This is a genomic window from Caulobacter sp. LARHSG274, from assembly GCF_052871235.1.
This window is the reverse complement of sequence record NZ_JBIXJO010000017.1, coordinates 58134-81480: the sequence shown is the minus strand read 5'-3', so window position 1 is coordinate 81480 and position 23347 is coordinate 58134. Positions and strand designations below refer to the sequence as shown.

The window sequence follows — 23347 nt, the reverse complement described above, 5'->3', positions numbered from 1 at the left end:
CCCCTGTCTCGGGGGGTGGGGGGCGGGTTCTTTATCGGCTGGGGGCGGGCGGGGCCGGCGCGGCGGCCGGACGCCCCCTCCGTCCGCTTCGCGGCCACCTCCCCCGTTTCTCGGGGGAGGAGAAGGAGAAACTCCTCACCAGCCCGTCTCGACCGTGAAGGTCAGCGTCGTCTCGCCATTGGCGGGCACCGGCACGCTCCAGCCCAGGGTGCGGGCGTCGATGCGGCGGCTCTTGAGGCTCTCGGCCTTGACCTCGCCGTCGCGCCACAGACCGCCCTGGCGCAGCTCGACCGTCACCGGCTGGGGTCGGGCGTTGCGGACCAGGTATTTCATCGTGTAGCGCGAACGGGTCCGCGAGACCTTCTCGTCGCTGACCAGGGTGGCCTGGCTGGTGACGTCGAAGGCGTCGCCGGTCTTGATCGACAGCTCCGAGCCGGCCGGGGTGTGGTCGATGGCGTTCTCGCCGACGAACTTGGGATCGCCGGCCTGGTCGCGCATATAGACCCGCATCACCCCGGCCGGCAGCTGGTTGCCCAGGCCCGCCAGCCTGGCGTTGCTGAACTGGATGGCGACCGCGGCCGCTTCCGGATTTTCCTGGCTGGCGAACCAGGCTTCGCGGACCTCGTAGACCTTCTTGGCCGCCACGCCCTGGGCGCTGAGGAAGCCGACCTGCTTGTTCTGGTTGGCGGCGATCGTGGTGCGGTGGGGCAGGGGGTAGAGGTAATAGTCGGCGATGCGCTCGCCGGTCCCGCTCTCGGTCCCGGCCGCCTGGGTCGCCTGCGGCCGGGACCGCGGGCGGTAGCCGTTGTTGCTGTTGGCCAGGGTGTTGACCTGGCCGGCCACCAGCTGGGTCTCGGCGTCGGTGAAGGCGGTGCCCGACTGGTTGCCCAGGGTGATCCAGCCCTGCAGGTCCAGCGCCCCCTTTGCCTCGTCGAACAGGGCGACATAGTCGGCCTTCCACGACAGGCCGGTGGTCAGGTAGCTGAGGGTGGCCGGGACCGGCCCGGCCTTGTCGGCCTCGACCGTCACCGACAGGGTCGGGCGGGCGCGCAGGGTCTCGGGCACCTTGTCGAAGATCACCCGGGTGGGCACGCCGTCGTCGCGCAGCACCTCGATGCGGTCGCCGATCTTCAGCACCACGCCCTCGTTGGCGGCCAGGACCGTGGCGGTCTCTGTGGTCTCCTTGCCGTCGCCGGGATTGGTGCGGACGATCTTGACCTGCTGGCCGACCGCCTTTTCCATCAGCTTGTCGGGGGTCAGCAGGTCATAGTCGAAGTTCTGCTCGACCACCGAAACGCCCGGGGCCGACAGGCTGACGGTTTCGGGACGGATGGCGGCCGAGACGTCCTTGAACTCCAGCTTCTGGCGGCCGCCGGCCAGGGTCAGGTCGCGCTGGTCCTGCACCAGGGCCAGGTTGTCGTTGTAGATGGTCACCGACAGCCTGGGCGCGGTCTGGGCGTAGGCGGGGCCGGCGACGACGAGGGCGGCCGCGGCCAGCAGAGCGTGACGGAACATGTAAGAGCGCCTCCCGAGGTTGCGCTCAAGGTTTCATGTGATCGCGCGGAAGTCGAGTGGCCAAACCCTCCGCTCATCCCGGCGAATGCCGGGACCCAGATGGCATAGCGGTGAAGTGGGTTCCTAAGGCTCGGAGCTCTTTCAATCGGTCTCAAAGCTTTTGGATCTGGGTCCCGGCATTCGCCGGGATGAGCGGTGTCAGGAACTCGCGCCCTACCCGCCCCACACCTGCTTCAGCCGCAGGTCGCGGCCGCAGCCGGTGCGGTAGGCGTGGTATTCGAGGGCGTGGTTCTTGGCGTAGTCGCGGTGGTAGGACTCGGCCGGCCAGAAGGTCTGCAAGGGCAGGATCTGGGCTTTCATGGTCCCGGTCTTCAGGCGCTTGGCGGCCTCGGCGCGGGACTTTTCGGCGATCGGGCGCTGGTCCGGGGTGACGAACACCGCCGGGCGGTAGGACGGCCCGCGGTCGCAGAACTGGCCGCCGTCGTCGGTGGGATCGACCAGCTTCCAGTATTTGTAGAGCAGGAAGCCGTAGTCTAGCCGGGCCGGGTCGTAGGTGACGCGCACCGACTCGTAATGGCCGCTGGTCTCGCTGGTCACGTCGCGATAGCCGGGGTGGTCGACATGGCCGCCGGTGTAGCCGGACTCGACCTTCAGCACCCCGGGGATGCCGCGCATGTCGTTCTCCATGCACCAGAAGCAACCGCCGGCGAACACCGCGGTCTGGGGCGGGGCGGGCTTGCCGGCCGCGAGCACGTCGGCGGGCAGCACGATGGCGGCGAAACTGGCGAGCAGGACGAGCAGGCGGCGGATCATCGGAAACTCCTGGGCGCCGTGGGGCGTACTCCTGGATACGGACGGCGCCGGGGAAAGGTTACACCCTATCGCCAGCCGAACCCGACGCTGCGCACCGACGGGGCCGCCGCCAGGCGGGCGGCCAGGAACTGGGCCCGCTCGTCGCCCTGGTCGTCGATCTCCATGCGGATGGAAAGGCCCGCCCCGTCCGGCCGGGCGGTCAGCGAGCGCAGCCGGGTCTGCTGGACGCTGGCCACGCCCAGCACCCGCATCAGGGCGTCGGGCGTGTCGTCGGCGATCACCAGGAACAGCCGCAGTTTGTCGTCTTCCGCGTCTTTGGGCGGTTTGAGGTCCTCGCTCACGGCCGCACCCACTGATGCTCGACGCTGGCCGAGGTGACGCCCGGCCAGGCGGCCAGGTCGCGGGCCAGCAGGCGGGCGGCCTGGTCGCTGAGATGGCGCACCCGCAGGCTGCCCTCGACGATCTGGCCGACCGGCTTCATCGACAGGCCGCACAGCTCCGCGCCGCTGTCGGCCAGGCCCTGGCGAACGGCGTCCAGCGCCGAGGGGGCGTCCAGCGCCGCCAGCAGCAGCTGGTGGACGGTGACGCCCTCGGCGTCGGAATTGAAGGCGGGTGGGGAAGGCAGGTAGCTCATGGGTTCAAGGTCCTTGGGTTGGAAGGGAAGGACCGATGACCGCACAGCAAAAACCCCGCTCCTTTCGGAAGCGGGGCTTTTGCGGATCTTGCGATCTTCGGCGTTTTTGCGGGTCTAGTCCGCGCGCCTGTGCTGCCCCGTCCGAATGCGAACGGTTTTAATCTTGGCCTGCATCATAATGGCGCGCGCGCACGCGATCGCCAGGCCGGCGGTGAGGCCGGTGGCGGTCAGAACGGTCAGGGCCAGATGCGACGGCATTTGGGCGGGATGACTCCGTGTGCAAATCAACAGGTAGCGTGGGCGGGGGCCAATGGCAAGGCCTGCCCCCTTCCCCCTCTATGGGGGAAGGGTTGGGGATGGGGGTGAACGCGAAGCGTTCAGCAGGTGGTTAATTTCTGGGCGGGGGTCGAAGGATCAGCCCCGCAGCTTGCCGCCGGCCTTTTCCACCGCCGCCACCACCTTGGCCGACAGGGCCTCGATCTCGGCCTCGGTCAGGGTGTGGTCGCGCGGCTGCACGACCACCTCCAGGGCGACCGACTTGGCGCCGTCCGGCACGCCGGGGCCCTGATAGACGTCGAACACCCGGGCCGCGGTGATCAGGGCCTTGTCGGCCCCGGCCGCGGCCTTGACCAGGTCGCCGGCTGGCTTGGCCTGGTCGGCGACGAAGGCGAAGTCGCGGGTCAGGGGCATCAGCGGCGAGGGGCTGAAGGCCGGCTTGGTCTTGATCGCCTTCTTCTTCGGCTCGGGGATCGCCTCCAGGGTGATCTCGAAGCCATAGACCGGGCCGGCCACGTCCAGGGCCTTGAGGACGGCCGGATGCAGCTCGCCGAACTCGGCCAGCACCGCCTTGGGGCCCAGCTGCAGCCGCGCCGAGCGGCCCGGGTGCCACCAGGCCGAGGCCGCGCCCTGGGCGGTCTGCAGCGAGGCGACCGGCGCTCCCAGCTCTTCGAGCAGGGCCAGCAGGTCGGCCTTGACCGTGAACACGTCCTCGACCGGGGCCTTGTCCCAGCCGCGCGGGGCGCGGGGGGCCAGGATGGCGGCGACGGCGGTCTTCTGGTCCTGCGGACGATCGCCGAAGAACACCGGCCCGACCTCGAACAGGGCGGCGTCGGGGAAGCCCTGGCGGGCGTTGCGGCCGGCCGCCTCGATCAGGTTGGGCAGGATCGACGGCCGCATGCAGTCCAGTTCCGAGGCGATCGGATTGGCCAGCACCAGGTCCGCCGCGCCGCCGCCGAACAGGGCCGCGGTCTTCTGGCTGGTGAAGCTCCAGGTCACCGCCTCGCTGTAGCCGGCGGCCGCCAGGGCCCGGCGGGCGACGCGGGCCCGGGCCTGGCGCGGGGTCAGCACGCCGCCGACCGCCCGCGCCGTCTCCGGCAGGGGCGTGGAGGGCAGGGCGGCGTAGCCGGCGATGCGGGCCACTTCCTCGACCAGATCGGCCTTGCCCTGCACGTCGCGGCGGAAGGTCGGCGGGGTGACGCAGACCAGGCTCCCGGCGTGGGTGGTGAATTCGGTGGTGGAGACGTCGGTCGGCGGGCCGATCGCAAAGCCCAGGTCGGCCAGGATCGTCAGGCTGCGCTCGGGTTCGATGTCCAGGCCCGACAGCTGGCGCACATAGGCCGGGTCGAACAGGATCGGGCCGGGCGCGGCCGGGGCCTGGCCGGCGACCACGATGTCCGACGGCTCGCCGCCGCACAGCTCCAGGATCAGCCGGGTCGCCAGCTCCAGGCCGGGGACCAGCGAGCCGGTGTCGACGGTGCGGGCGAAGCGGTACTGGGCGTCGCTGTTGATGCCGGTGACGCGGCCGGTCTGGGCCGTGCGGATCGGGTCGAACCAGGCGCTTTCGACGAAGACGTCGACCGTGGCCTCCGAACAGCCGGTGCTCTCGCCGCCCATCACCCCGCCCAGGCCGATCGGCCGATTGCCGCCGGCGTCGGAGATCACGCTCATCTCCGGAGTGATGTCGTAGGTCTTGCCGTCCAGGGCGATCAGCTGCTCGTCATGGTGCTCGGCGGGCGAGGGCTGGTCGCCGGGGGTGACCTCGGCCTTGCCGTGGCCCAGGCGCGCCTCGATCACCGAGCCGACCAGCTTGGCGGCGTCATAGACGTGCAGCGGTCGGGCGCGGTCGTAGGAGATCAGGTTGGTGACGTCGACCAGGGCGTTGATCGGGCGCAGGCCGATGGCCTTGAGCCGGTCCTGCAGCCATTTCGGCGACGGACCGTTGCGCACGCCCTTGATCAGCCGGCCGGCGAACACCGGGCAGGCGTCGCCGTCGACCTTGACGGCGATCGGGCAGGGGAAGGTCCCCGGCACCGGTTCGACCGACAGGTCCTTCAGCGTCCCGACCCCGGCCGCGGCCAGGTCGCGGGCGATGCCGGCTACGCCCAGCCAGTCGGGGCGGTTGGGAGTGACCTCGAAGTCGATCACGGCTTCCAGGCCCAGGGCCTGGGAAGCCGGGGTCCCGACCGCCAGATCGTCCGGCAGCTCCAGGATGCCTTCCGAACCGTCGTCGGCCTCCAGCTCGGAACCCGAGCACAGCATGCCGTTGGAGATCACGCCGCGCACCGGCTTCTCGACCAGGGTGACCCCCAGGCCCGGCACATAGGCGCCGATCGGGGCGTAGACGGTGGTCAGGCCCGGGCGGGCGTTGGGCGCGCCGCAGACGATCTCCTTGCGGCCGTCGACGGTGTCGACCTGGCAGACCCGCAGGCGGTCGGCGTTCGGGTGCTGCACGGCCTCGACGACCTTGGCGACCGTGAAGGCGGCCAGCTTGGCGGCCGGATCGACGACATGCTCGACCTCGAGGCCGGCCATGGTCATGGCGGCGACGACTTGCGTGGCGGAGGCCTCGGTGTCGAGGTGATCCTTGAGCCAGGAGAGGGTGAATTTCATGGTCAGTCTACGATGAAAAGCTTGGCGCCGACCAAGGTCGACGAGCGGTGGGCGGGGTCGCCGAAGTCGGAGACGTGATAGCTCATGCCGGCGGTCAGGGTGGTGGTGCGGCCGTCCTTCAGCTCGCTGACCAGCTCGCCCTCCAGCACCAGGATCACGTGGCCGCGGTCGCACCAGTGATCGGCCAGGTAGCCGGGCGAATAGTCGACGCGGCGCAGGCGCATGTCGCCGACCTGGAGCGTGCGCCAGGTGGCCTCGCCCTGCTCGCCCGGATGGACGATGGGCTCGACCTGCGACCAGTCGACGGCCGTGAACGGGCTGGCGGGCAGTTGCATCAGCTGAGCCCGCTGGCCGGGTTCGGCGCGGCGAAGGCCGAGAAGCCGTAATGGGCCAGCCAGCGGCCGTCGCTCGAGAACATGTCGCGCAGGTCGGGCATGCCGTATTTCAGCATGCCCAGCCGGTCGACGCCCATGCCGAAGGCGAAGCCCTGATATTCGTCCGGATCGATGCCGCAGGCCCGCAGGACGTTGGGGTGGACCATGCCGCAGCCGAGGATCTCCAGCCAGCTCGTCCCCTGGCCGATCTTGATCTCGCCGCCGGAGCGGTCGCACTGAACGTCCATCTCGGCCGAGGGCTCGGTGAACGGGAAGTGGTGCGGGCGGAACTGGGTGGTCACCGCGTCGGTCTCGAAGAACCGGGCGATGAAGGTCTCCAGCGTCCACTTCAGGTGGCCCATGTGGACGCCCTTGTCGATCACCAGACCCTCGACCTGGTGGAACATCGGCGTGTGGGTGGCGTCGCTGTCGCAGCGATAGGTGCGGCCCGGGGCGATGATGCGGATCGGCGGCTTCTGCGACACCATGGTTCGCACCTGCACGGGGCTGGTGTGGGTGCGCAGCAGCATGCGCTCGCCGTCTTCCTTGGGATTGAAGAAGAAGGTGTCGTGCATCTCGCGGGCCGGGTGCTTCTCGGGGAAGTTCAGGGCCGTGAAGTTGTGGAAGTCGTCCTCGATGTCGGGGCCCTCGGCCACGGCGAAGCCCATCTCGGCGAAGATAGCGATCATCTCGTCCATGACCTGCATGGTCGGGTGGACGCCGCCCTTGCGCCGGTAGGGGGGCGGCAGGGTCAGGTCCAGGGTCTCGCTGGCCAGGCGGGCGTCGAGGGCGGCGGTCTCCAGCGCCGCCTTGCGGTCGGCGATGGCGGCCTGCACGCGGTCGCGCAGGAGGTTGATCGCAGCGCCGCGTTCCTTGCGCTCGTCGGGGCTCATCGCGCCCAGGGTCTTGAGCAGGCCCGAGATCGAGCCGGTCTTGCCCAGGGCCGACACGCGCACGGCGTCGAGGGCGGCGAGATCGCCGGCGGCGGCGACTTGCGCCAGCACGTCGGCTTCGAGGGAGGTGAGATCGGTCATGACGGGGTTCCGTCTAGGCGGTTTCGGTGATCGTTGGAACTGGCGACTGCCCCCAAACCGCTCATCCCCGCGAAGGCGGGGACCCAAGCTGCTTCGACGGCGCGAAGGCGAGCGACGGTTTTCTCGGCTTGGGTCCCCACCTTCGCGGGGATGAGCGGAGCAGAAAGCAGCAAAAAGCCCCCCGGCTCGCACCGGAGGGCTCTTCAGATCGCAATCGGGACGGACCCGAAAAAGACCTTAGGCGGCCAGGGCGGTGCGGACCTTGTCGGCGATGGCCTTGAACGCGACCGGGTCTTGACCCGCGATGTCCGAGAGGACCTTGCGGTCGATCACGATGCCCGCCACGTCCAGGCCGTGGATAAATTGCGAGTAGGTGAAACCCTCGGTGCGAGCGCCGGCGTTGATGCGTTGGATCCACAGCGAGCGGAAGGCGCGCTTGCGCACCTTGCGGTCGCGGTACGCGTATTGGCCGGCCTTGTCGACGGCGGCCTTGGCGGTGCGGATGGTGTTCTTGCGGCGGCCGTAGAAGCCCTTGGCCTGTTCAAGAACCTTCTTGTGCTTGGCGTGGGCGGTGACGCCCCGTTTGACGCGAGCCATGTGTCAGCGCTCCTTAAAGGCCGTAGGGCAGGTACGAACGGATGGTCTTGGCGTCGGATTCGCTCATGACCTTCGTGCCGCGGTTCTGGCGGATGTACTTGCCGTTGTGGCCGATCAGACGGTGACGCTTGCCGGCGACGCCGGCTTTCAGCAGGCCCGTGGCCGTGATCTTGAAGCGCTTCTTGGCGCCCGACTTGGTCTTCAACTTAGGCATTTCGCGTCGGAGCGTTTAACGGCCCCGTCCTCTAGAGAAGCATGACGAACCGCCATGGCATGCCATTAGCCAGGCGGTTCCGGAAAGGCGGGGTTAGTACGGGAAAGGGGCGCAGAAGGCAAGCGCCGTCTCCGTCCCTCCGGGTCTGTTCGAATGCGCTAGTTCGGCGGGTTGTATTTTTCGATGAAGGCCATGGCGGCCGTCAGCATCTGCTTGCGCGTCGCGCCGTTGGAAAGCCAGTGGTCCTCGGCGCTCAGGGTAACGAATTCATAGGGCTTGCCGGCGTCCTTGAGAGCCGAGGCCATCTTCTGGCTTTCGCTGAAGGGCACCACGGTGTCGTCCTTGCCGTGGATCAGCAACACGGGAGCCTCGACCTCCTGGGCGTGGAGGGCCGGCGAGATAGCCTTCAGCTTGGGATCGCTGGCGCTCTGCACGCCGTAAACCCGTTTGCGGTAGCGGATGAGATCGCTTTTGTCGCCGTATTTGAGAATCTCGTCATGCAGCCGCCCGGCCAGATCGCTGGGGCCGGCGAGAGAGACCGCGCAACGATAGACGCCCTTCTGAAGGGCCACGCCGGCCAGGGCGGCGTAACCCCCGTAGCTTCCACCGAAGATGCAGACGCGCTTGGGATCGATCACGCCGCCCTTGGCGAGGAAGGCGACGCCGTCGGAAAGGTCGGTTTGCATCTTGCCGCCCCATTCGCCGTTGCCGGCTTCCATGAAGGCGTGATCGACGTTGGTGGAGCCGCGGAAGTTCGGTTGCAGCACTGCATAGCCGCGCGAGGCCACGGCCTGGGCCCACCAGTCGAAGGTGACATCGTCTTGGCCTTGCGGGCCGCCGTGCGGCAGCACCACCAGCGGCAGGTTCGCTTCAGCCCGGCCCTTGGGCGTTGTGAGGATGGCCTGGATCGGCAGGCCATCGGCGGCCGGGTATTGGATTACTTTGACGTTGGCGACATCGGCCGGCGCGATCTTGGGATAGGGCGAACCGATCGGATCGACGCGCTTGGTCTTGGTGTCGGCGATATAGTAGATTCCAGCGGAGTTGCTGCTGGTCACGAAGAGAATCAGCTTCGTGAAGTCGGGCGTCCAGGATTCGAGCGAGACCTGCTGGCCCTTGAAGGCGTTGCGGTACGCTGGCCACAGCGCCTTCAGACGAGGTTCCACGAAATCATATTCGTCGAACCCGGCATTGCGATAGGTGAAGCCGAGGACGACGCCGTCCTCATCAATCAGTGGGTCCTGCTTGCGGGGCGGGCCGATATAGTCGCCGACCTTGCCGTCCGAAAGGGTGACGGAGGTCGGGCGCCATAGTTCGTTCTGCTTGTCCCAGGTGTCGATGATCACCGCCTGGCCGTCGGGCGACATCCCCCAGAGGCTGGGCGTGTTGCGCGCGTCGGTGGTTCTCTCGACATCCTGCCAAGACGACCCGCGACGCAGCGAGAGGGTCCAGGTCGCGTCGTTGGTTCGTTCGTTGTTCTCGTAGCTCGCCTTGGCCAGCACGGCGCCGTTCGGCTTGACGAGATAGTCCGCGGTCTGGTTGTCGCCCATCTGCACTCGGTTGGCCAAGCCGGTGTCGAGATCGATCTTGTAAAGATCCAGATGGCCGCTCTTGCTCTGCATGTTGCCGGCCACCGTGACGTAGAGCGGCGTATAGACGACCGCCTTCTTGCCGTCCGCGCCCGGCTGGAGGCGGCCCTGGACGACATTGAGGAGAGTGTCGAGCGCCTGATCCGGAAGCTGCTTGTAGCCCCCCGTCCGGACGTTCAGGGCGACGGCTTGCCAATGTTCGCCGACATAGGTCGTGTCCTCGATCGAGGTCGTGATCGACGCCTCGACCACGACATGGTCGGCACCGGCCCATTGGACATTGCGGACCTTGCGGTGGCCCACAACCGCCGAGGCCAGCACGGGGCCGTTCAAGGATTTGACGATGATCCGCCGTTCGTCGTCGACTGTGACGATCAGAGCCAACGCCGAGCCGTCGGGAGAGATCACCACACTTTCGATGGACGGAAGGCCGCCATAGGCCTCCAGCGGCGCGGCCGCCATCGCGACCGTCGGCGCGGTCAGTCCCACCAGCGCCGCCATGGCGGCGCCGACCAACAACTTCAACATGCAAAATCCCCCAACTCTACAGCCTAGGGGTAGCGCACATATAGTAAAGCTGTCGAGCCCTGAGCGAGCGCTCTGCCCGGTGTTCGGTCGTCTGGGAGAGGACGATCGCGACGGCATTTGCAGCGCGAAGGCCATGGACTTCGAGGGAAGGTTCGAGCGAATGTTGCGCCCTCCGATCACCCCAAGGGCCTATTGAGGCGGGTTGTTCTTCTCCAGGAAGCCCACCACCGAGGTCAGCATCTGCAGCCGGGTGGCGCCGCGCGACAGCCAGTGGTCTTCGCCGTCGAGGGTGACCAGTTCGACCGGCTTGCCGGCCTTCTTCATGGCGTCGGCCATGATCGTGCTCTGCACATAGGGCACCACGGTGTCGTCCTTGCCGTGGATCAGCAGCAGGGGGATGTCGACCTTGTCGGCCATCTTGGCCGGCGAGATGGCGGCCAGGTCGGGGTCCCGGACCCGGTCGGCGCCCATGAACCGCAGCCAGTAGCGCAGGGTCGAATTGTTGCTGGAGTTGAGGCTGTCGTTGCTGTCGATCAGCATGCGCTTGAGGTCGGCGGGGCCGGCCACCGAGGCGGCGCAGCGATAGACGCCGCGGTCCATCGTCGCCCCGGCCAGGGCGGCGTAACCGCCATAGCTGGCGCCGACGATGCAGACCCGCTTGGGATCGATCGTCCCCTGCTTGGCCAGGTGGCGCACGCCGTCTGACAGGTCGGTCTGCATGGCCTTGCCCCACTGGCCGAAGCCGGCCTGGACGAACTTCCAGCCGAAGCCCTCCGAGCCGCGGAAATTGGGCCGCAGCACCGCATAGCCGCGCGAGGCCAGGGCCTGGCTCCACCAGTCGAAGCCCAGGGTGTCGCGGCCCTCGGGACCGCCGTGCGGCAGCACCACCAGCGGCAGGTTCTTGGGATCCTTGCCCTTGGGCAGGGTCAGGTAGCCGGTGATCTCCAGGCCGTCGGCGGCCTTGTACTTGATCGGCCGGACCTCGGAGACGCCGTTTTCGGTCAGGTCGGCATAGACGTTGGCCAGGTAGCGGGCGTTGCCGGTGTCGAGATCGACCAGGGCGTAGGCGGGGCCCTCGGTCGGGGAATCGACCCAGACCACCAGCTTGCGCTTGTCGTCCGACCAGGACTCCAGGGCGATCTGGTCGCCGGGGAAGGCCTTGGCCACGGCGTTCCAGCTGGCCTGCAGCCTGGCGTCGAAGAAGGTGTAGCGGCGTTCGTCGCCCAGCAGGCTCTTGGCGCCGACCAGGCCCGAGCCGTCGGGGGCGTGGATCAGGCTGTCGAACGTCGCGCTTTCGGGAATCACGACATGGGCGCCGTCGAGGGCGTATTCGCGCAGCACCGTCTTGTCGGTGTCGTCCTCGTCGTCCATCCACACCAGCACCGAGCGGCCGTCGCGGCCAAGGCCGCCCAAGCGGCGCGAGCCCATCTTCGACTCGGTCTTCTCGGCGGTGACCCAGCCGTGGTCGGTCTTGAGCTTCAGCGACCAGGCGCCCTTCTGCTCGTCATAGAGCGATTGGGCCAGGGGCTGGCCGTCGGGCGAGACCAGCCAGTCGTCGGTGTCCTCCGACCCGCCGATGTCCAGCCTGCGCGTCTGGCCGGTCTTCAGATTGATCTTGTAGAGGGTGTCGGCGCCGTAGTTGTCGACGAAATGCACGCCCTCGACAAAGGCGTAGGGCACGCCGTCAAGCATCCGCACGGTCGGCACGGCCAGGACGACGTTCATCGCCTCTTCCTGGTTGTCCATCAGCAGGCGCTGCTTCTTGGTCGTCAGGTTGATGTCGATGGTCATCCAGTATTCGCGCTTTGGCCCCGTCAGGCCGTAGGGCTGGGCGGTGTTCGACTTGGTGACCAGCACGTGCTCGGGCCCGGCCCACCGCACGTCGCGCAGCTTGGTGCTCTCGAGGTTGACGGCGCTGAGCAGCTTGCTGCCCTCAGCCGCCTCGCGGATCGCGACCACGCGCTTTTCGCCGTCGGTGAGGGAGATGGCCAGTTTCAGACCATCAGGCGAGATGGCGATCTGGTCGACATTGGGCAGGCGGCCGTAGACGGTCAGCGGCGGGGCCTCCGCCGCAGCGGCCTCGGCGCCGATCGCGCCGCCCATGGCGATGCCGGCCGTGACGACGGCCAAGATGGTCTTCAACACGCATAGTCCCCCAAACTCGCCTTAACCTAGCAAAGCTTGGCCGTCTGTCGAGCTTGTTCGCGTCGTAGGGTTGCGTTTTTTTGGGGCGATCAAGGCCCGGCGGCAAAGAAAAACGCCCCGGCGTCAGCCGGGGCGTTCTGCATGTCGGAAGCGAAAAGAACCTAGCGCGGAGCCAGGATCATGATCATCTGGCGGCCTTCCATGCGCGGCTCGTACTCGACCTTGGCGATCTCGTCGAAGTCGGCCTTGACCTTCAGCAGCAGCTTCATGCCCAGTTCCGGGTGGGCCATTTCCCGGCCGCGGAAGCGCAGGGTCACCTTGACCTTGTCGCCCTCCTCGAAGAACCGGTGCATCGACTTGGCCTTCACGTCGTAGTCGTGAATGTCGATGTTGGGGCGCAGCTTGATTTCCTTGAGCTCGACGATCTTCTGCCGCTTGCGAGCCTCGTTCTTCTTCTTCTGCTCCTGGAACTTGAACTTGCCGTAGTCCAGGATCTTGCAGACCGGAGGGTTCGCGTTGGGAACGATCTCGACCAGGTCCAGGCCTGCTTCCTCGGCCGCTTCGAGGGCGGCGGAGATCGGCATCTCGCCTTGCTTCTCGCCGTTCTGGTCGATCAGCAGGACGCGAGGGACGCGGATGTCATCGTTGATACGCGGACCATCCTTGACGGGCGGCGTTTGCATAGGACGGCGAATAGGGCGGCTCCGGTGTTGTTAAAGGGCTTTAGGCTCGAAAGCAGAGCGTAGCGTTGTCATGAGTTCGCGCGGAGTCCAGCAGGACGCCGCGTTCGCAAGTGATATATGACGAAGGAGTCACGCGCTATCAAGGCGCATGCGCACAGACGCCCGCCTTTTCAGGCCGGGCGCGGCCCAGGAGCAACGAGGGCGCGCAACGGGGGAGGCGACGTTCGGGGCGGGTTCCCTCCTGGCTTCCTGATCGCGATGCTGTCCACGCCCCATGTCCGCCGCCCGCCATACCCCGCTCGAAGACGTCCACGCCCTGCTGATCGGCAGCAGCTTCATCGCCGTCGGCCTGACCCTGCTGAAGGCGGCCGGCCTGGTGACCGGGGGCGTGGCCGGGGTGGCGCTGATCGTCTCCTACCTGACCCACTGGCCGGTCGGCGTGGTGTTCCTGGCGCTCAACATCCCGTTCTACGTGCTGGCCCAGCGCACCCTGGGCTGGATGTTCACGGCCAAGACCCTGGCCACCAACCTGCTGCTGGCGGGCCTGGCCTGGGGCATGCCGCATTGGCTGAAGGTCACCGGCGTCGACCCGGTGTTCGCCGCGGTGTTCGGCGGCACCATCATCGGCATGGGCATCCTGGCCCTGGCCCGGCACAAGGCGAGCGTCGGCGGGGTGGGGGTGCTGGCCCTCTACCTGCAGGAACGGCGGGGGATCAGCGCGGGCAAGGTGCAGATGATCGCCGACTGCCTGGTGGTGGCCGCGGCCTTCACGGTGATCTCCCGCGAGCGGCTGCTGCTGTCGATCCTGTCGGCGGTGGCGCTGAGCGCGGTGATCATCGCCAACCACAAGCCGGGGCGGTATGAGGGCTATTAGTGCGGCAGCAGCGAGATCGCTGCACTGGCCACCGTGCTGACCGGCAGGGCCTGAAGGTCGGGCGAGCGGATCACCGCCACATGGCCGCGCGGGCCGCACAGGTCCGGGTTCGAGGCGTCGGAGAACAGGGCGATGGTCGGGGCGCCGGCGGCGGCCAGCAGGTGGGTCGGGCCGGTGTCGTTGCCGACGGCCAGGGCGGCCTTGGCGCCGAGCACGGCCAGCTGGGCGAAGTCGGTGCGGCCGGTCAGGTCGCGGGCCTGGCCCACGACCTTCTGGATCTGGCGGGCCATGCTGCTTTCCTGCGGCCCGCCGATGATCACCACGTCCAGGCCCCGCGCCTTCAGCAGGGCGGCCAGCTGGGCGTAGCTCTCGACCGGCCAGCGCTTCTCGGGCCGGTGGGCCGAGCCGCCGGGCACCAGCAGCACGTAGGGCCGGGGCGCGACGGCGCCGGCCACCGGGCGCGACTCCTTGTGGCGGCGCAGGATCCACGACAGGTCGGGCGGCGGAGCGCTGCCTGGGGCGGTCGGGGCGTCGGGCCAGATGCCCGCCTGCCGCAGCTGGTCGGCCTGGCGCTCCAGGGTGTGCATCCGGTAGCGGGCCTTGCCGCGCTGGGGCAGGGCGCAACCGGCGGCGATGCCCGACCACTGGGGCGCGAACGGCCGCAGGGCCTGGAAGTACCAGTTGGTGCGGCTGTTGGTCTGCAGGTCGTAGACTCGGTCGTAGCGCGCCTGGCGCAGGCGGCTGAGCATGGCGGTCAGGTCGCGGAAGTCGTCGGGCCGGCCGTCGGTCTCGACGCTGTTGAAATAGGGCGACAGCTTGGCCAGGGCCTCGAAGGGCGGGGTGGTCAGCAGGGTGATCTTGGCGCGCGGATGGGCTTCGCGGATCTTCTTCATCGCCGCCAGGGCCAGAACGAAATCGCCGAGGGCGCCCAGCTTGATCACCAGGACCTTCTTGATTTCCTTGCTCAACGCGACGTCTCCAGGATGCGTGCGTAGACCTTGAGCGTTGCTTCGACCATCGCGTCAACCGAATAGAGTTTGCGGGCCCGCGCCCGGGCGGCGATGCCCATGGCCCGGCGGCGCGCGGCCCCGATTTCGCAGGCGTTGGACAGGGCCTGCGCCCAGGCCTCCGGATCGCCGGGGGCGACCAGCCAGCCGGTCTCGCCGTTGATCACGGTCTCGCGCGCCGCGCCGTGGTCGGCGGCCATCACCGGCTTGCCCATCACCTGGGGCTCGACCGCGGTGCGGCCGAAGGCCTCGGGCTCCAGGGACGGGGCGATGGCCAGGTCGGCGATCAGATAGGCGGCCGGCATGTCGTCGCAATGGCCGACCAGCCGGACGCTGTCGCCCAGCCCGGCCTGGGCGACCATGTGCTCCAGCTCGGCGCGATAGGCCTTGCGGCCCTGGTCGTCGCCGACCAGCAGCAGCAGGATGCGCAGGTCGTCGACCGCCTTCAGCCGGGCCAGGGCCTCGATGACCAGGGCCTGGCCCTTCCAGCGGGTCAGGCGGCCGGCCAGCAGCACCTTCAGCCGGCGGTCCTCCGGGGACACCCCCCAGGCCTCGCGCAGGGCCCGGATCCGGTCGGCCGAGACTAGGCCAGGCTCGAACCGCGTCAGGTCGACGCCGCGGGGGATGGCCACCACCCGGTCTTCCGGGATCCCGTGCTCGGCGATGACATGGGCGCGGGTATATTCGGAATTGGCGATCACCAGGGCCCCCCTGGTCATCACCGCATTGTACCAGCGCTTCAGGCTGGACTTGGCGTTGTAGACCCCGTGATAGGTCGCCACGAACGGGGTGCCGGTGGCGTGGGCCGCCCACAGGGCGCTGAAGGCCGGGGCGCGCGAGCGGGCGTGGACGAGCGACACCTTCTCGCGGCGGATCAGGTCGACCAGCCGGGCGGCGTTGCCCAGCATGGTCAGCGGATTCTTCGACTGGGCCGGCATCTGGGCCAGGCGGCCGCCGTCGGCCTCGAGCCGCGCGGCCATCCGGCCGCCCTTGGTGGCGACCAGGGCCTTGCCCCCCTGGACGATCACGGCGTGGGCCACATCGATCGTCGTCTGCTCGGCCCCGCCGGTTTCGAGTTCGGGGGTCACCTGCAGGAGGGTGAAATCGTCGGGAAGGATGGACACGCGTTGCTCTAACGAGGTTTGAGGGTCGTAATTACCGAAATGAACAAGGCCGCGCCATGACCGAATCCCATCAGCACCTGGTTCGCATCAACAATCTGCGGTTGGCGTACCGCATCGTGCCCGGAACCCAGCCCACGGTTGTATGGCTGGGCGGATTCCATTCGGACATGGCCGGGACCAAGGCCCAGGTCCTGGCCGACCACGCCCAGGCGACCGGCGGCGGCTATCTGCGCTTCGACTATTTCGGCCACGGGGAGTCGGACGGCGATTTCGCCGACGGCACGATCAGCCATTGGCGCGAGGACGTGCTGGCGGTGATCGACGACCTGACCGAGGGGCCGGTGGTGCTGGTCGGCTCGTCGATGGGCGGCTGGCTCGCCTGCCTGGCGGCGATCGCCCGGCCCGAGCGGGTCAAGGCCCTGGTCCTGATCGCCCCCGCCGCCGACTTCACGGAAAAGCTGATGGCGCCGCGGCTGCCCGAGGCGGCCCGGGCGGCGATCGCCCGCGACGGGGCCTGGGTTCGGCCCTCCGACTATGACGAGGACGGCTATCCGATCACCCGGGCCCTGCTGGAGGACGGGGCGCGCTGGTCGATCCTGCCCGGGCCCGTGCCGATCGACGTCCCGGTCCGCGTCCTGCAGGGCGGCGCCGATCCCGACGTGCCCTGGACCCACGCCCTGGAACTGGCCAACGCCCTGAAGTCCGAGGACGTGGTCTTCACCCTGGTCAAGGACGGCGACCACCGTTTGTCGCGGCCGCAGGACCTGGAGCGGCTGGTCGCAGCGGTGGCCGAGGCGCGGGCCCTGGCCCAGACCGACGAGGCCGGCGGCGACCTCGTCGCCCGCCGCCTGGCCCGCGCGGCCCGCCTCCGCGGCGCCCCCAATCTGGAGGCGCTGGCGCCGGCGCCGTGGGCGAGCGCGCTGGAGGAGTAGGAGGGCGTTAATTTCTCGCGCACCCCTTCAACCGTCATTCCGGGCCTTGTGCCCGGAACACCTGGTTCAGCCGACGGTGAAGCGAAATGGCGCGCCAGCGCGCCACGTCTCCGCACTTGCGGCGGACAGAGGGGTTCCGGGCACAAGGCCCGGAATGACGGTTGTAAAAGGTGACCTAGCCCCCGCCCTTAAGGATCGCCGCCAGCCCCTCGCGATACGTCGGATACTTCGGCCGCCAGCCCAGTTCGGCCTTGGCCAGGGCGTTGGAGACGCGCTTGTTCTCGGCGTAGAAGCGGCGGGTGGCCGGCGACAGGCCCAGTTCGTTGAACGGCAGGTCGGGCGGCACGGCCACGCCCAGCAGCCGGGCGGCGTATTCCATCACGTCCTGCGGCGGGGCCGGCTCGTCGTCGCACAGGTTGTAGACTCCGCCGGCCCGAGGACGGTCCAGCGAGGCCAGCAGGCCGGCGACGATGTCGTCCAGGTGGATGCGGCTGAACACCTGGCCCGGCTTGACGATGCGGCGGCCTTCGCCGGCCCGCAGCCGGTCCAGGGCGCTGCGGCCGGGGCCGTAGATGCCCGGCAGGCGGAAGGTGGTCACCGTCAGGCCCATGCCGCGTCCCACCTGCCGCCAGTCGCGCTCGGCCCCGACCCGGCGGGCGCCCTCGACCGACTGGGCCTTCAGCGGCGAGCTCTCGAACACCCAGCGGCCGTCGAAGTCGCCATAGACGCCGGTGGTCGACAGATAGCCGATCCAGTCGGGGAAGGCCTCGGCCGCGGCCAGGGCCGGGATCACCGCTTCCAGGCCGGGGCAGCCCTCGGCGGTCGGCGGGGCGGTCACCAGCACGGCGTTGACCCCCGTCAGGGCCGCCGTCATCGCCGCCCTGTCGTCGGCGTCGACCGCCTCGATCCCCCGGGCGGCGAACGCCGCGGTCCGCTCGGCGCCGCGCGCGCTGGCCGCGACGCTCCAGCCCCTGGCGATCATGGCCTCGGCCAAGGCCTGGCCGACATAACCCAATCCGAACACGAACAGACGCAAGACGCTCAAGTCCCCGAAATGCAGGGGCGAATGAGCGGACAAAACGGCCGTTCGCGCAAGGGGGCTGCTGGTCGCGGGGCGGGGACGGCGACCTTGTCCACAAGGACTCGCCGGCCAGCCGCGTCAGACCGCTTGCCAACCGCGAGGCGCTCTGCCATAAGCCGCCTCCTCGTCGCGGGACGCTGTTTCAGCCCTCGCCGATGCGGGCGTAGCTCAGTGGTAGAGCACAACCTTGCCAAGGTTGGGGTCGAGAGTTCGAATCTCTTCGCCCGCTCCATTCTCCGGTCTTCCGGCGATGGAACGAGACCCGAAATATCCCGGATGCGGGCGTAGCTCAGTGGTAGAGCACAACCTTGCCAAGGTTGGGGTCGAGAGTTCGAATCTCTTCGCCCGCTCCAATTTTCTCCCTAGAATTTGAAGCGTGACGCATCCGGCGGGCTCGGGGTCGTCGTGGAACCTGTTGTGCAGCTTGCCGTTTCTGATCAGCCTTGCACTGGCGCGGAGCGAGTGAAGCGGCGGGATGTTGAAGACATGACGAGAACGGACCTTGGACCGGCGCGCGCGGTTGGCGTGGCGATGGCGGCGGCGGTGTTGGCCCTGACGGGTGCGATCCCGGCCCAGGCCCAGTTCAAGCCGGAATATCCGACCCGCAAACCCGCCGGCGAGGCCACGACGAGCCCGACCCAGGCCCAGACGCCCGACCAAAAGCCGGCCGAGACCGAGCCCCAGCCGGAAAACTGGCGGACCCAGGCGCGCAAGAAGTCGGTCGAGATCGGCACCCAGCCGGCCCGCGACGTCGGCGTCATGAAGCGCGAGATCCCGCCGATCCTGCAGGAGGCCCACGAGGATCCCTACAGCCTCAGGGGCCTGAAGACCTGCAAGCAGCTGGCCGCCGAGGTCGTCAAGCTGAACGAGGTGCTGGGGCCGGACTACAAGGTCGGCAACGAGGTCCGGGAGAACAAGGCGGGCAAGCTGGCCGAGGCCGGCGGCAAGAGCGTGATCAACGCCATCATCCCGTTCCGCGGCGTGGTGCGCGAACTGACCGGCGCCGCCCCCGCCGACCGCCGCCTCAACGCCGCCCTCGACGCCGGCTACGCCCGCCGGGGGTTCCTGCGCGGGGTGCATTCCCGGCAGGGCTGCAAGATGAAGTTCTAGGCGCGTATCGGCTTCATCGAAGGGCGCCTTGTCAGCGGACCTGCGCGGCGCCTCCTCATGTAAAAAGAATTTGACAGTCCTCCGGGATGTGTCAAAAGTCTTTTACAGCAAGAGGAGGCCGCCAATGCCGATAGGGCAGCGTCAAAAGAGAATTTGGGTCGCCGGGGGCGTCGCCCTTGCCGTCGCGATCGCCGTGGGCGTGGCCAGCGGCCTGCTCATCATCCAAGGTCGCGATCACATTCCGACGACCGCCATCCTTGTCCTCCTCGCCCTCCTGATCGGCGGGGCGCTTTTCGCCTGCGTTCCCTGGTGGCGCAGGCTCGACGACATGGCGCGGGATGCCCATCTCACCGCCTGGTACTGGGGCGGATCCTTCGGCGCGGGCATTGGGCTGCTGGGCATCGCGGCCTCGGCGGGCGTCAGGGGCGCCATCTTCCAGGGTGGAGCCTTGGTCGTCCTTGCCCAAGTGGCGGCCTATGTCGTGTTCTGGCTGGCATGGTGGGCGTTTCGTCGCCCCAAGGTCTCGTGAAGAACCGGTTGCGCGACGAGCGCGTCGCCCGCGGCTGGAGCCAGGGCGAACTGGCCGAACGGGTCGACGCCTCTCGTCAGACGATCAACGCGATCGAGGCCGACAAATATGACCCGTCGCTTCCACTGGCCTATCGCCTGGCGGCGCTGTTCGAGCGACCGGTGGAACAGATCTTCTTCAATCCGTTCTTGATCGAAACCCCGACGGACCATGAACGATCCTAGCGTCGGGCGAGCCGCGAGTTGGGACGCGCTTGGATTCCTGCTCTAACCACATCGTAGTCGTGGCGGAGCTTTCGATGTCCAAACGCGTCCTGCTGGGCTTGGCCCTGGCGATGGCCCTGAGCGGCGCCGCCACCGCCGCCACGCCGAGCGCGGCGGCCAGGCTGGCCCAGGCGGTGCAGGCCTACGAGGCCTCCGGGGCCGGCGAGGACGACGGCGAGGGCGGGGCCGATGGGGCGGAGCGCTTTCGCCTGCCGCTGGTCGGGCCCCAGGCCGACGCCGGCCGCAAGGCCCAGCTGACCGCGGCCCGTCAGGCCTTGAACGGCGTCGACCTGGCCGCCCTGACCCCCGACCAGCGCCTGACCTGCGCCATCCTCAGATGGAGCCTCGACGAGCGGCTGGAGGGCCTGTCGTTCGACGAGGCGCGGATGCCGTTCAGCAGCGACGGCGGCTTCGACGTGCTGCTGCTCTACCGCGCCAACGGCATGCACCTGCGGACCGAGGCCGAGGCCCGCCAGTGGATCGCCCTGCTGGCCCAGGCCCCGGCTTGGTACGCGGCCAATATCGCCAACGCCCGCCGCGGCGTGGCCGACGGCTTCGTCCAGGCGGTCCCCACCGCCCAGACTGTGCTCGACCGGGCCCGCCGCGCCGCCGCCACGCCGCCGGCCGACGAACCGCTGCTGGCTCCGCTGCGCGACCTGCCCGCCGCCATTCCGGCCGACCGCCGCGCGGCCCTGCTGGCCGAAGGCGAGCGGGTGCTGGCCGACAAGGTCGCCCCGGCCCGGGCCAGCTTCGTGACCTTCCTGCAGAGCGAATACCTGCCGCACGCCGCCGTCAGCCTGGCCGCCTCCGACCTGCCGGACGGCCGCCGCTACTACGCCTTCCTGGTCCGCCGCCACACCACCACCACCCTGACCCCCGACGAGATCCACGCCCTGGGCCTGTCGGAGGTGGCGCGCATCCGCGCCCGGATGGAGACGGTGATGAAACAGGCCGGCTTCGAAGGCGACCTGCCGGCCTTCATCGCCTATCTGCGCAAGGACCCGCGCTTCTACGCGACCAGCCGCCAGCAGCTGCTGGAAAAGGCCAGCGAGATCGCCAAGCGGGCCGACGACCAGCTGCCGGCCCATTTCGGCGTGCTGCCGCGCCTGACCTACGGCGTGCGGCCGGTGCCGGCCAGCATCGAGCAGGGCTACACCACCGGCCGCTATTTCGGCGGCGATCCCAAAACCGGCCGGGCCGGCGGGCTGATGATCAACACCTCGGCCCTGGACCAGCGGCCGCTCTACGAGCTGCCGGCCCTCGTGCTGCACGAGGGCGCCCCCGGCCACCACATCCAGACCTCGCTGGCCCAGGAACAGACCGGCGTCCCGGAGTTCCGCAAGACGCTCTATTTCAACGCCTATGGCGAGGGCTGGGGCCTCTATTCCGAATGGCTGGGCGAAGAGATGGGGCTCTATCGCGACCCCTACGAGCTGTTCGGCCGGCTGTCCTACGAGATGTGGCGGGCCTGCCGGCTGGTGGCCGACACCGGCATCCACTGGAAGCACTGGACCCTGGACCAGGCCCGCGCCTGCTTCACCGACAACACCGCCCTGTCGGCCACCAATATCGAGGTCGAGCTGGCCCGCTATGTCAGCTGGCCGGGCCAGGCCCTGGCCTACAAGGTCGGCGAGCTGAAGATCCTCGAATTGCGCAAGCGGGCCGAGACGGCCCTGGGCGACCGGTTCGACGAACGGGCCTTCCACGACGTGGTGCTGCTGAACGGCTCGCTGCCGCTGGCGGTGCTGGAGGCGAAGGTGGATGGGTGGATTGCGGCGCGGAAGAGGGATAAGTGAGCATGGCGCGGCTTTTGATGGTTTTACCTCAGCCACGAAGCCAGACTTCCTCCAATTTCCACATTCGTCATCCCGGGCCTTGTGCCCGGGACCCCTGGTTCAGCCGACGGTGAAGCGCTCTGGCGCGCTGGCGCGCCACCCCTCCGCACCTGCGGCGGACAAAGGGGTCCCGGGCACAAGGCCCGGGATGACGGTGCAAAGAGTTGCAATCAAAATTGGCGAGGAACCGGCGTCCACTCGAACGTGTCGGCGTAGAGATCGTCCCATCGAGGATTGTCGCGCTCGATGAGATTGATTTTCCACTGCCGTCGCCATTCCTTCAGCGACCGCTCGCGTTGGATGGCCTCGGTCATCACTTCGTGGCGCTCGTACCAGACCAGACGTGTGAGGCCATACCGTTTGGTGAAGCCGGGGAGCGCGCCTTCACGATGCTGAACGATCCGCGTATGAAACTCGCTGGTCACGCCGATGTAGATCGTTCCGCGATATCGATCGGCCATCATGTAGACGGCGATCCAGGCGTCGCGGCCGACCATCGCGCGTTCCCATAATTAAATTCTTCAGGTTGAGCTGTAGCCTTCTGCGCGTTGGCCGTCCATCGCAGGGCCGGCCGCGCCTGGAACCCGCCGCCAAAACCCCCTATCACCGCCGCAAACAGGGGAACCCACCAGATGGCGCGCATCACCGTCCTCGGCGAATGCATGGTCGAGCTGTCGCCGGAGGGCGAGGGGCTACACCGGATGGGGTATGCGGGGGACACCTTCAACACCGCCGTCTACCTGGCCCGGCTGGGCGAGGCGGTGGCCTATTGCACCGCCCTCGGCCAGGGCGATCCGTTCAGCGAAGGGGCGCTGGCGGCCATGCGGCGCGAGGGGCTGGACACCGCCCTGGTGCGCGAGGTCGAGAACCGCCTGCCGGGCCTCTACGCCATCGTGCTCGACGATGCCGGCGAACGGAAGTTCCACTACTGGCGCGAGCGGGCCCCGATCCGCGACCTGTTCTCGCAGCACACCGCCGACCAGCTGATCGCCGCGGCCAAGGCCAGCGACCTGGTCTATCTGTCGGGCGTCACCCTGGCGGTGATCGGCGACATCGGCCGGGCCCGGCTGAAGGACATCCTGGCCTATGTCCACTCGCTAGGCGTCGCCGTGGCCCTCGACTTCAACTACCGCCCGGCGTTGTGGGCCAACCCCGAGGCGGCGCGCGAGGCGCTGGACGGGGTGGTCCCCTCTTGCCGCTACGTGTCGCTGAGCAGCGAGGACAGCCGGCCGCTCTACGGCCGCGAGGCCGAGGATCTGGCCGCCCAATGGGCTGCGGCCGGGGCCGAGGTGGTGGCCCGCGACGAGAGCCACGCCGTCAACGTCCACACGCCTGAGGGCCGGGTCGCCACCCTCCCGCCGGGGCGGGTCAAGGCCCTGGACACCACCGGGGCCGGCGACAGCTTCAACGCCGCCTATCTGGCCTCGCGCCTGGCCGGTCTGCCGGTCGAGACCGCCGTGGCCCGCGGCCACCAGCTGGCCGCGGCCGTGGTGACCTGCAAGGGCGCGATCATCCCGACAGCCTCGATGCCCGTTTGGCCGCGGGGATAGACGGGGGTCGGGCTCAACACAATCAAA

At 68.6% G+C, this 23347-nt stretch carries 24 protein-coding genes and 2 tRNA genes; 9 read left to right on the top strand and 17 right to left on the bottom strand.

Going from position 1 to position 23347, the window contains the following annotated elements:
* Positions 1-135 precede the first annotated feature (135 nt).
* The 13 genes from ACIPQB_RS20890 to infC form a co-directional block, all read right to left on the bottom strand.
* A complete protein-coding gene (locus ACIPQB_RS20890) occupies positions 136-1515 on the bottom strand; it encodes a DUF4139 domain-containing protein (protein WP_446487173.1) in 1380 nt (459 codons plus the stop codon).
* Between the two features lie 213 nt (positions 1516-1728).
* On the bottom strand, positions 1729-2325 hold the full coding sequence (gene msrA / locus ACIPQB_RS20885; RefSeq protein ID WP_446487199.1) for a peptide-methionine (S)-S-oxide reductase MsrA: 597 nt from the start codon (positions 2323-2325) through the stop codon (positions 1729-1731).
* A gap of 68 nt (positions 2326-2393) precedes the next feature.
* Positions 2394-2681, bottom strand: coding sequence for a hypothetical protein (locus ACIPQB_RS20880; protein ID WP_446487172.1), 288 nt, complete (start codon positions 2679-2681; stop codon positions 2394-2396).
* Positions 2666-2962 (bottom strand): hypothetical protein, encoded by a 297-nt coding sequence (locus tag ACIPQB_RS20875; RefSeq protein ID WP_446487171.1) that lies wholly within the window; start codon positions 2960-2962, stop codon positions 2666-2668. The genes ACIPQB_RS20880 and ACIPQB_RS20875 overlap by 16 nt, the downstream gene beginning before the upstream one ends.
* 114 nt (positions 2963-3076) lie before the next feature.
* The gene (locus ACIPQB_RS20870; protein ID WP_446487170.1) at positions 3077-3220 is read right to left on the bottom strand and encodes a hypothetical protein; all 144 of its coding nucleotides are present in this window, start codon (positions 3218-3220) and stop codon (positions 3077-3079) included.
* A gap of 156 nt (positions 3221-3376) precedes the next feature.
* Positions 3377-5851, bottom strand: coding sequence for a phenylalanine--tRNA ligase subunit beta (pheT, locus tag ACIPQB_RS20865; RefSeq protein ID WP_446487169.1), 2475 nt, complete (start codon positions 5849-5851; stop codon positions 3377-3379).
* Between the two features lie 2 nt (positions 5852-5853).
* Positions 5854-6186, bottom strand: coding sequence for a DHCW motif cupin fold protein (locus ACIPQB_RS20860; protein WP_446487168.1), 333 nt, complete (start codon positions 6184-6186; stop codon positions 5854-5856).
* On the bottom strand, positions 6186-7259 hold the full coding sequence (pheS, locus tag ACIPQB_RS20855; protein WP_446487167.1) for a phenylalanine--tRNA ligase subunit alpha: 1074 nt from the start codon (positions 7257-7259) through the stop codon (positions 6186-6188). Before pheS ends, ACIPQB_RS20860 begins: the two co-directional genes overlap by 1 nt.
* A gap of 237 nt (positions 7260-7496) precedes the next feature.
* Complete coding sequence (gene rplT / locus ACIPQB_RS20850; protein WP_035042428.1) at positions 7497-7856, bottom strand: 50S ribosomal protein L20; 360 nt, start codon at positions 7854-7856, stop codon at positions 7497-7499.
* 13 nt (positions 7857-7869) lie between these two features.
* Entirely contained in the window at positions 7870-8070 is a 201-nt protein-coding gene (rpmI, locus tag ACIPQB_RS20845) for a 50S ribosomal protein L35 (RefSeq protein WP_007672148.1), read from the bottom strand.
* Positions 8071-8228: 158 nt separating this feature from the next.
* Entirely contained in the window at positions 8229-10322 is a 2094-nt protein-coding gene (locus ACIPQB_RS20840) for an alpha/beta hydrolase family protein (protein ID WP_446487166.1), read from the bottom strand.
* 54 nt (positions 10323-10376) lie between these two features.
* Positions 10377-12290 carry an alpha/beta hydrolase family protein gene (locus tag ACIPQB_RS20835; protein ID WP_446487198.1) on the bottom strand — a complete coding sequence of 638 codons (1914 nt, stop codon included), beginning with the start codon at positions 12288-12290 and terminating at the stop codon, positions 10377-10379.
* A gap of 203 nt (positions 12291-12493) precedes the next feature.
* Positions 12494-13015, bottom strand: coding sequence for a translation initiation factor IF-3 (gene infC / locus ACIPQB_RS20830; protein ID WP_446487165.1), 522 nt, complete (start codon positions 13013-13015; stop codon positions 12494-12496).
* Positions 13016-13289: 274 nt separating this feature from the next.
* Between infC and ACIPQB_RS20825 the strand changes: the two genes are divergently transcribed.
* A complete protein-coding gene (locus ACIPQB_RS20825; protein WP_446487164.1) occupies positions 13290-13889 on the top strand; it encodes a YitT family protein in 600 nt (199 codons plus the stop codon).
* On the opposite strand, the gene ACIPQB_RS20820 is transcribed toward ACIPQB_RS20825, so the two are convergent.
* Together ACIPQB_RS20820 and ACIPQB_RS20815 are read right to left on the bottom strand one after the other, a co-directional pair.
* On the bottom strand, positions 13886-14857 hold the full coding sequence (locus ACIPQB_RS20820) for a glycosyltransferase family 9 protein (RefSeq protein ID WP_446487163.1): 972 nt from the start codon (positions 14855-14857) through the stop codon (positions 13886-13888). The genes ACIPQB_RS20825 and ACIPQB_RS20820 overlap by 4 nt on opposite strands.
* Positions 14854-16020, bottom strand: coding sequence for a glycosyltransferase family 4 protein (locus ACIPQB_RS20815; RefSeq protein ID WP_446487162.1), 1167 nt, complete (start codon positions 16018-16020; stop codon positions 14854-14856). Before ACIPQB_RS20815 ends, ACIPQB_RS20820 begins: the two co-directional genes overlap by 4 nt.
* Before the next feature lie 56 nt (positions 16021-16076).
* Between ACIPQB_RS20815 and ACIPQB_RS20810 the strand changes: the two genes are divergently transcribed.
* Positions 16077-16952: an alpha/beta fold hydrolase gene (locus tag ACIPQB_RS20810; RefSeq protein ID WP_446487161.1), complete on the top strand. Its 876-nt coding sequence runs from the start codon at positions 16077-16079 to the stop codon at positions 16950-16952.
* 175 nt (positions 16953-17127) lie between these two features.
* On the opposite strand, the gene ACIPQB_RS20805 is transcribed toward ACIPQB_RS20810, so the two are convergent.
* Entirely contained in the window at positions 17128-17988 is an 861-nt protein-coding gene (locus ACIPQB_RS20805; protein WP_446487197.1) for an SDR family oxidoreductase, read from the bottom strand.
* Positions 17989-18190: 202 nt separating this feature from the next.
* On the opposite strand from ACIPQB_RS20805, the gene ACIPQB_RS20800 reads away from it, so the two are divergent.
* The 6 genes from ACIPQB_RS20800 (at position 18191) to ACIPQB_RS20775 (ending at position 21731) form a co-directional block, all read left to right on the top strand.
* Positions 18191-18265 (top strand) — tRNA-Gly (locus tag ACIPQB_RS20800).
* 46 nt (positions 18266-18311) lie between these two features.
* Positions 18312-18386 (top strand) — tRNA-Gly (locus ACIPQB_RS20795).
* A 133-nt stretch (positions 18387-18519) separates the two neighbouring features.
* Entirely contained in the window at positions 18520-19143 is a 624-nt protein-coding gene (locus ACIPQB_RS20790) for a hypothetical protein (protein ID WP_446487160.1), read from the top strand.
* Between the two features lie 124 nt (positions 19144-19267).
* Positions 19268-19672 carry a hypothetical protein gene (locus ACIPQB_RS20785; RefSeq protein WP_446487159.1) on the top strand — a complete coding sequence of 135 codons (405 nt, stop codon included), beginning with the start codon at positions 19268-19270 and terminating at the stop codon, positions 19670-19672.
* Positions 19669-19896 (top strand): helix-turn-helix transcriptional regulator, encoded by a 228-nt coding sequence (locus tag ACIPQB_RS20780; RefSeq protein WP_446487196.1) that lies wholly within the window; start codon positions 19669-19671, stop codon positions 19894-19896. Before ACIPQB_RS20785 ends, ACIPQB_RS20780 begins: the two co-directional genes overlap by 4 nt.
* 74 nt (positions 19897-19970) lie before the next feature.
* Complete coding sequence (locus ACIPQB_RS20775; RefSeq protein WP_446487158.1) at positions 19971-21731, top strand: DUF885 domain-containing protein; 1761 nt, start codon at positions 19971-19973, stop codon at positions 21729-21731.
* Between the two features lie 209 nt (positions 21732-21940).
* On the opposite strand, the gene ACIPQB_RS20770 is transcribed toward ACIPQB_RS20775, so the two are convergent.
* A complete protein-coding gene (locus ACIPQB_RS20770) occupies positions 21941-22267 on the bottom strand; it encodes a GIY-YIG nuclease family protein (protein ID WP_446487157.1) in 327 nt (108 codons plus the stop codon).
* A gap of 135 nt (positions 22268-22402) precedes the next feature.
* Here ACIPQB_RS20770 and ACIPQB_RS20765 point away from each other — a divergent pair, with 135 nt between their 5' ends.
* Positions 22403-23320, top strand: a complete 918-nt coding sequence (locus ACIPQB_RS20765; RefSeq protein ID WP_446487156.1) for a sugar kinase — start codon at positions 22403-22405, stop codon at positions 23318-23320.
* The last annotated feature ends 27 nt before the right edge of the window (positions 23321-23347 follow it).

What these genes read in the sequence shown, in the direction of transcription:
- pheT (WP_446487169.1), bottom strand. Translation starts at nt 5,851, where the DNA reads ATGAAATTCACCCTCTCCTGGCTCAAGGATCACCTCGACACCGAGGCC.
- ACIPQB_RS20770 (WP_446487157.1), bottom strand. Translation starts at nt 22,267, where the DNA reads ATGGTCGGCCGCGACGCCTGGATCGCCGTCTACATGATGGCCGATCGA.
- rpmI (WP_007672148.1), bottom strand. Translation starts at nt 8,070, where the DNA reads ATGCCTAAGTTGAAGACCAAGTCGGGCGCCAAGAAGCGCTTCAAGATC.
- ACIPQB_RS20790 (WP_446487160.1), top strand. Translation starts at nt 18,520, where the DNA reads ATGACGAGAACGGACCTTGGACCGGCGCGCGCGGTTGGCGTGGCGATG.
- ACIPQB_RS20860 (WP_446487168.1), bottom strand. Translation starts at nt 6,186, where the DNA reads ATGCAACTGCCCGCCAGCCCGTTCACGGCCGTCGACTGGTCGCAGGTC.
- pheS (WP_446487167.1), bottom strand. Translation starts at nt 7,259, where the DNA reads ATGACCGATCTCACCTCCCTCGAAGCCGACGTGCTGGCGCAAGTCGCC.
- ACIPQB_RS20765 (WP_446487156.1), top strand. Translation starts at nt 22,403, where the DNA reads ATGGCGCGCATCACCGTCCTCGGCGAATGCATGGTCGAGCTGTCGCCG.
- ACIPQB_RS20840 (WP_446487166.1), bottom strand. Translation starts at nt 10,322, where the DNA reads ATGGCCTTCGCGCTGCAAATGCCGTCGCGATCGTCCTCTCCCAGACGA.
- rplT (WP_035042428.1), bottom strand. Translation starts at nt 7,856, where the DNA reads ATGGCTCGCGTCAAACGGGGCGTCACCGCCCACGCCAAGCACAAGAAG.
- ACIPQB_RS20810 (WP_446487161.1), top strand. Translation starts at nt 16,077, where the DNA reads ATGACCGAATCCCATCAGCACCTGGTTCGCATCAACAATCTGCGGTTG.
- ACIPQB_RS20890 (WP_446487173.1), bottom strand. Translation starts at nt 1,515, where the DNA reads ATGTTCCGTCACGCTCTGCTGGCCGCGGCCGCCCTCGTCGTCGCCGGC.
- ACIPQB_RS20870 (WP_446487170.1), bottom strand. Translation starts at nt 3,220, where the DNA reads ATGCCGTCGCATCTGGCCCTGACCGTTCTGACCGCCACCGGCCTCACC.
- ACIPQB_RS20785 (WP_446487159.1), top strand. Translation starts at nt 19,268, where the DNA reads ATGCCGATAGGGCAGCGTCAAAAGAGAATTTGGGTCGCCGGGGGCGTC.
- ACIPQB_RS20875 (WP_446487171.1), bottom strand. Translation starts at nt 2,962, where the DNA reads ATGAGCTACCTGCCTTCCCCACCCGCCTTCAATTCCGACGCCGAGGGC.
- ACIPQB_RS20775 (WP_446487158.1), top strand. Translation starts at nt 19,971, where the DNA reads ATGTCCAAACGCGTCCTGCTGGGCTTGGCCCTGGCGATGGCCCTGAGC.
- ACIPQB_RS20835 (WP_446487198.1), bottom strand. Translation starts at nt 12,290, where the DNA reads ATGGGCGGCGCGATCGGCGCCGAGGCCGCTGCGGCGGAGGCCCCGCCG.
- ACIPQB_RS20825 (WP_446487164.1), top strand. Translation starts at nt 13,290, where the DNA reads ATGTCCGCCGCCCGCCATACCCCGCTCGAAGACGTCCACGCCCTGCTG.
- infC (WP_446487165.1), bottom strand. Translation starts at nt 13,015, where the DNA reads ATGCAAACGCCGCCCGTCAAGGATGGTCCGCGTATCAACGATGACATC.